Annotated in this window: 5 protein-coding genes and 1 pseudogene; 2 read left to right on the forward strand and 4 right to left on the reverse strand. The window is 53.2% G+C overall.

Features of this window, described 5'->3' with window-relative positions:
* A partial coding sequence (locus tag H6F43_RS13515) for a radical SAM protein (protein ID WP_190343262.1) occupies positions 1 to 1214 on the reverse strand: 1214 nt, incomplete at its 3' end.
* Positions 1215 to 1568: 354 nt separating this feature from the next.
* On the reverse strand, positions 1569 to 1997 hold the full coding sequence (locus tag H6F43_RS13520) for a peptidylprolyl isomerase (RefSeq protein ID WP_190343263.1): 429 nt from the start codon (positions 1995 to 1997) through the stop codon (positions 1569 to 1571).
* 216 nt (positions 1998 to 2213) lie between these two features.
* On the opposite strand from H6F43_RS13520, the gene H6F43_RS13525 reads away from it, so the two are divergent.
* A complete protein-coding gene (locus H6F43_RS13525) occupies positions 2214 to 3734 on the forward strand; it encodes an NAD(P)/FAD-dependent oxidoreductase (RefSeq protein WP_190343264.1) in 1521 nt (506 codons plus the stop codon).
* A 340-nt stretch (positions 3735 to 4074) separates the two neighbouring features.
* Here the strand turns inward: H6F43_RS13525 and H6F43_RS13530 are convergent, their stop codons facing one another.
* The gene (locus H6F43_RS13530; RefSeq protein WP_242025587.1) at positions 4075 to 5214 is read right to left on the reverse strand and encodes a chromate transporter; all 1140 of its coding nucleotides are present in this window, start codon (positions 5212 to 5214) and stop codon (positions 4075 to 4077) included.
* Positions 5215 to 5321: 107 nt separating this feature from the next.
* Positions 5322 to 6206, reverse strand: a complete 885-nt coding sequence (locus tag H6F43_RS13535; protein ID WP_206754564.1) for a chromate resistance protein ChrB domain-containing protein — start codon at positions 6204 to 6206, stop codon at positions 5322 to 5324.
* Positions 6207 to 6632: 426 nt separating this feature from the next.
* On the opposite strand from H6F43_RS13535, the pseudogene H6F43_RS13540 reads away from it, so the two are divergent.
* A pseudogene (locus H6F43_RS13540) lies at positions 6633 to 7123 on the forward strand (SAM-dependent methyltransferase); the annotation flags it as partial.

The following is a 7123-nucleotide window of genomic DNA, read 5'->3' on the forward strand; positions in this document are numbered from 1 at the left end:
CCAATCATAAAATAGAGCTTGATCTTGTCCCAGCCTTGCTCGAAGGCAGTTTTAACACCGCGAAGCAGTTCCTCGTTGGTTAGCCCTTTGTTGATGATGTCCCGCAGGCGCTGTGTCCCTGCCTCTGGCGCAAACGTCAGTCCGGATTGCCGCGTTCCGCCCAGGATGTTGGAAATATCTTCGTCGAAGCGATCGACCCGCTGGCTAGGCAACGATAGTGTAATGTTCTCGTGCCGCAGGCGGTTCTTGATTTCCATGCCCACGGCAGGCAGCGCCAGATAGTCCGAGCAGCTTAGGGACAGCAGCGAGAACTCACTGTAGCCTGTTGCTCGCATTCCCTGCTCGATCGCTGACACAACGGCTTCTGGCTCGACATCTCGCGCTGGACGAGTCAGCATTCCTGGCTGGCAGAAGCGACAGCCGCGCGTGCAGCCGCGTCGAATTTCAACAGCGAGGCGATCGTGCACGGTTTCGATGTAGGGAACCAGTCCGATCGAGTAGGCAGGCATGGGAGTGGCAACCCGTCGCACGATGCGTGTTGGCACGTCTGGGCGATTGGGGTGCACCGAGCCATCCGGTGCCATGTCGTAAAACTGGGGCACATACACTCCGGGCACCTGTGCCAGATCCAGCAGTAGCTCGATGCGATCTAGCCCTGCGGCTTTGCCCTCTTCTAAGACAAGACCAATTTCTGGCAGCAGTTCCTCGCCATCGCCTAAGGCAAGGAAGTCGAAGAAGTCTGCATAGGGTTCGGGGTTAGACGTTGCCGTTTGTCCCCCTGCGAAAATTAGCGGATAGCTCCCATTCTGCCGCTCTCGCCAGGTGAGTGGAATGCCTGCCAGATCCAGCATTTCTAGAATGTTGGTGGCTCCAAGCTCATAGCTGAGACTGAATCCTAGAATGTCAAAATCGGTCAATGGGCGGCGAGACTCAACGGCAAACAGTGGCGTTTGCGTCTCTCGTAGCTTTGCGTCCAGGTCAGGTGCGGGGAGATAGGCACGATCGCACAACTGCCGGGGTTGCACGTTCAAGATGTTGTACAAAATGATGTGACCCAGATTGGAAGCACCCACTTCGTAGACTTCTGGGTACGTCAGAACCCAGCGCACCGCCGCCGAGTCCCACGGCTTGTGGACAGATCCTCGCTCATTGCCCAAGTACCGGGCGGGTCGCAGAATCTCAGGGGTGAGCAATGCCTCAACTGCAACCGCCACAGCAAACTCTCCTTGTGCCAATGCTTAGAACAGACCGTTAGAACTGCCAGTATACCGGATGCGTCAGAGCGTTGGAGCAGAATAGGCGATGCCTCGCTGGTCAGCAGATCTTCTATAGAAGCGCCTTTTCTTCTCGTCGAGGTCATCGATCTCCGAGATCTTCCAGCGCGTATGTTTTAGCCGCTATACTCACCCCAAAACGCAATTTCGGCAGCCAATTAGTACGCCGCAGTCATGGCACAGGCATACCCATCTGAAGCCTGTCTCAGCAGCCAGGATGACGATCGAAATAAGGCGGCATCCGGCATACCACGATCGCCATCCCCGCGTGGCAACTCAGACTTCGGTAGAATGCTAAACGATCTCAACGAGTTCAATATCAAACGTGAGATCTTCTCCTGCCAGCGGATGGTTCGCATCGAGCGTCACGGCTGAGCCAGAGACGTCCGTGATAATGACTGGAATCACTTGACCTGTGGGCTGTTGAATCTGAAGCTGCTGTCCAATTTCTGGCTCAATTTCTGCGGGCATCTGCTGTCGATCGATCACCACCACCATCTCTTCCTGATGGGGACCGTACGCTTGGTCGGTGGGAATTAGCTCAGTTTTGGAGTCTCCTGGAGCCATACCCAGCACGGCTTGCTCAAAGCCAGGAATAATCATGCCTTCGCCGATCGTGAACTGTAACGGATCACCGCTCGTAGACGAATCGAACACGGTGCCGTCATCCAACTTGCCCGTGTAGTGCACTTTGACGGTATCACCTTGTTTTGCTTGACTCATGCAATTTCTCCAGACGCTTATTCGTCTAGTATGGTGCGATCGTTTGAGCACGACATATCCCTTAAGCTTGTTTTTGGATTGGTAATTTTAAGTAGAGAGACACAAATATCTAGATGGTTAACGGCTAATTGTAATTAGCGTTTAGCTACTAGCGGTTTGTGCGTAGGTGCTCCGTTTAATCAGGTTTAGGTACTTTGCAGATTAGCCGTTCACACTATGAATGATGTAGACGTTGTGGTGATTGGCAGCGGCATTGGTGGCTTGGTCGCAGGGGCACTGCTGGCGCGGTACGGAAAGTCTGTTGTGGTATGCGAAAGCCACACGATCGCCGGAGGTGCAGCCCACAGCTTTTCTCGGCGCGGCTTCCACTTCGATTCGGGTCCCTCGTTCTACTGCGGACTGAGCGACCCCACCTCACTCAATCCTCTCCGGCAAGTGCTAGACGCCCTCGACGAGTCGATCGACGCCGTGCCCTACGACCCGTTTGGACACTACCACTTTCCCGATCGCACGATCCCAATCTATGGCAGCTTAGACCGCTACCGCGCCACCCTTGCTGAACTGAGTCCTGAAGGCGCGATCGAGTTCGATCGGCTAAAGCCGCGATTGCTGTCGCTGTATGCCGCGATGCAGGGAATTCCTACGCTGACGCTGCGGGCAGATGTCGCTCTGATTCCGGTGCTGCTGAGTCGCCATCTGCCGTCGCTGCTGAAACTGCTGCCTCAGCTTGGCGCAATTCAAGGATCTGTGGCAGACCTGATGCGCGATTTGCGCGACCCGTGGCTGCGACGCTTGATCGACCTGGAGTGCTTTCTGCTATCGGGACTGAAGGCAGAGGGGACGATCGCCCCCGAAATCGCGTTTATGGTAGGAGAGCGATCGCGTTCGGTGGTGGACTATCCCATTGGCGGCAGCGGCGCGATCGTCGAAGCTCTGGTGCGGGGATTGCGCCGCTGGGGTGGCGAGGTGCGGTTAGGTGCTCATGTGGAGCAGATCTTGCTTGAGTCAGGGCGTGCGGTTGGCGTGCGTTTGCGGAGTGGCGAGACGCTGAGGGCAAGCACCGTCATCTCTAACGCTTCGGTGTGGGATACTTACTGCCACTTGCTGAAGCCGGAGGATTTGCCGTCGTCGTATCGCCAGCAGGCGTTGCAGACTCCGACGATCGACAGCTTTATGCATTTACACTTGGGCATTCGCGCTGAAGAACTGGACGCGCTGACCGGACACCATGTCGTCGTGCATGACTACGATAGTGACCTCACCGCTCCAGGAAATACCTGTATGATTTCGATTCCCTCGGTGTGGGATTCTAGCTTGGCTCCAGCGGGTCATCATGTGGTTCATGCCTACACGCTGGAACCTTACGAAGGCTGGAGCCGGGATACCGCCTACGATACCCGCAAGCGCGATCGTGCAGAGCCGCTGTTCCGCGCTCTGGAGCGGATCATCTCCGATGTGCGACAGCGCGTGGTTCTGGAACTGATTGGCACACCGCTGACCCATGCGCACTACCTGCGACGGCATCAGGGCACGTATGGACCCGCGATCGTCGCAAAGCAAGGCATGTTTCCCGGTCCGAAAACTCCGATTGCAGGTTTATATCGCGTTGGCGACAGCACAATGCCGGGAATTGGCGTTCCGGCAGTCGCGGCGTCGGGCATTCTCTGCGCGAACAGTTTGGTGCAGTCGTCGCAGACCGCCAAGCTGGTTCAGCAGGTGCTTACTCAGAATCAGTAACAACTTCTGTTAATTTGACTAGGAAGAAGGGAGCGATCGATTCGCAACTCCTCGTAGGAGCGTTGACTTTTCTGGTTGCCCCATCATGGCTAAGCACGGTGAGCAACTGAAAAAATATACAGGAACTAGCAGCATATCTGTCTATATCAGGGTTACTATACGGACAACTTGCAGCGTATCTCGCCGTTTCGGGTAGATAGACTGTGAGTCGTCTTTATATCTACTCGAATTGGAGTAGATACACAGGGTATATCCATCTAATAAATTGTTAGGCATATTTGTTTGATATTGTAGCCGGAACGTTAGCCATTGATCTGTTTGAACAGCAGCAATAATCTACTCATGCTTGTGGGTGCATAAAGGGATATAACACTAGCCCAATTATCGCTGCGATTACCACAACGATCGGCTCTGACAGCTTTTTCCCGAACTTCCCTAACGCCACTAGAGTGACAAGGGCAATCAAGCTCGTAGGGAGATCGCGGAGAGATTGTTGTCCTAAAACCACAACCGCTCCCGCGATCGCTCCGGTTGCAGCCACGGTTACCCCTTTAACGAATGCAGAGATTCCAGGATTTTTACCATGCTTTTTAAAATAGGGAGCTGGAATAATCGTTAGTAGATAGCAGGGAATAAACATGGCGATCGCGGCTACACAAGCCCCTGGAAAACCTGCTACCAGAAAGCCGATAAATCCTGTTGTAATCACCACCGGCCCTGGTGTAATCATCGCCACGGCTACCGCATCGAGAAACTGTTGAGCATCGAGCCATTGAAAGTCTTTCACCACACCACCATACAGAAATGGGATGATGGCTAAGCCACTGCCAAACACAAATGAACCCGCCGTGGCAAAAAATAGAAAAATCTGCCCCAATATTCCAGGTGTAACCGTTGGAACTGTTGCTAGAAAAGGCGCGAGGGAGAGTCCCAGGATGCTGTTAACCCGGTTTCCTTTAAACCAATTTCTAGGTGGAGATTTCAGTAACCAGACTAGAAATCCTGCACCTAAAATAAGCTCTACCCGTTCTGACTGAGTGATGACAGTTGCCGCTGCATTGACCACATAAATGCCCCACAACAGCCAGTCTGTACCAACGGTTTTGCGCGTCAACTTGTAAGCGCTGATGGCAATGATGCCAATCACCGCCGCTCCCACTCCATAAAACACCGCCTGCATCCAACTCAGACCACCGAAAAGGGTGTATGCCCACCCCAGAGCCACCACCATCAAAAAGGACGGCAACACGAAGGCAACGCCAACCAGAGCCGACCCCAGAATGCTGTAGTGAACATAGCCTAGATAAAACGACAATTGAGCCGCAAGCGGACCCGGAGCCACCTGAGCCAGGGTTAATCCCTCTTGATATTCAGCTTCAGAAATCCACTGGCGCTCTTCGACCAGATCCCGATGCATATAGCCAACCAGCGCGATCGGTCCCCCAAAACCGAGCGTCCCCAGTTTCAGGAAATATTGCATCAGTTGTTTCAGAGAATAGGAGGGTTTATCTGCATCTAAAGTTGTAGGAATCGTCATGTTGATAAAGTAGAACGAGGTGGTTGAGTATTAGTGGATTAATCAGTGGATTAAACGGTTGCTTTAGAAGCGTCCTGCATACATGCAACATACAGTCCTTCAAATAAAGCGATGCCATGAGCTTCCAAGGCAGAATCAGCAAAGCCAGCCAGCAGCCAACCGCGCAATAGGGCATCAACGCCCGCAATTTGCGGATGTACGTACAGACCATCACGCAGATCAATTTCGTGGACGATCTCCCCGATCGTTTGCAAGTCTGCATCGTCCAAATCAAATGCTTTTATCATGACCTCGAAGGTGCACAGATTGCCCTGATGCTGAAATTCTCCTATGTGCATATCAAAGGGAATTTCGTGGGCAACAGGTTTTTTGCGATAGTGAATCACCGCTTTGGGATTAATAAATCGCCGAATAAGCCAGATACAGGCTAAACGATCGACATGGGGTTGAGGTCTGGTTACCCACTGAGCATTTCGATAATGTTCAATCTCTTGCGGGGCAATAGTTACAACCGGACTTTGGGGCAACAGAGCTTGAGTTAGTTGCTTGAGGCGAGCCGCGACTTCTCTCTGTTCAGGACAGTCAAAAAAATCGATTTGTCGAATTTCGGCATGATGTTTGTAGAGTTTTTCTAGGGTTTCCTGGATAGGTGCGCGATCGCTCATCTCATCCACGACCCCGAGAGCCTTTTCTAACTCTGCTATCTTTGTTTCCAGTTCTGTATAGTCTTCTCGACGAACCTCACGGAATTTGTTGACGATACTTTGATGGCTCATGCCTTCAAACTGCTCCACGCGCATGACCAGCGCCTCTCCATTTGCTTGTCGTACCTCCCGAGCCAGCCACTGAAATGATTCGAGGCAGTCGTCCCGATCGGGCAGAACCTGAACACCGCTAAGCGCGATCGCGCCAATCCGCCGTAACCGTCGCCACAAGGTAACCCGTGGACCGGAAGACGATTTGGATGGCAAGGAATAGGTAAAGACTATCCAACCCAAGACAGCACCTCGTATCTGCGAAGCAGTGTAACAAGCGCAACTATAAAATGCAACATGTGTTGCATTCAGGCTTAAAAGACAACTGTTCTCCCCGATGGCTACGATGGCTAACAAGGCCCATGCACACCGACCGCCGAGAGTTGTTTGGTTATGATGCAGAGATTATCTGCAGCGATGGGCAGCGCTATGCTGACTAAGTGATTGGCAGAGTAGTTGTTAACTGCATTGACGTGTCAGGAACGGCTGATGGGATTGAAGTGGCTAATGGTCATGGGTGAGGCAGGGCGTTAAAGCTTGATTTCAAGCCCAAACAACTCGCAGCAGACCTGCGATAATAAGCCTGTCCACTCAACGCCTGCACGTATGACCGCGACTCGTTTTGCTCCCGGTATTGCCTCCCGCCTCGTCAATGGAGTGCTGTCGATCAAGCCGCTGGCAGAATTGGCAAAGCACCGAGCGCGCCAGATGATGATTCAGCGCGCCGAGTCGATCGGCGTCTACTGGACCGACGAAGTAGAAACGCTGAGATCCCGCAATTGGGATGCAGATTTGGCAGCGGTACAAACGCCCACACTGGAGTATCCAGACTATTACCTGCGATCGTTTCACGCCTACGCTGAAGGAAACTTAGGCTGGGAACCCGCTCTGGAAGTAGAAGTAGCGGCTCAGGCAGTGCACGCCCGCATCTGGCACGATGCAGGCGCTCAGGGAGACGATCGCCTGCGGCAGAGCTATCACGAAGTTCTACAAGCCACGCTGCCGATCGCGCCAAAAGACATCGTAGACTTGGGTTGCAGCGTTGGTATGAGCACGTTTTCGCTGCAAGCCGTCTACCCAAACGCCGCCATGACAGG

Source organism: Leptolyngbya sp. FACHB-36 (assembly GCF_014695955.1).
Lineage (GTDB): Bacteria > Cyanobacteriota > Cyanobacteriia > Leptolyngbyales > Leptolyngbyaceae > FACHB-36.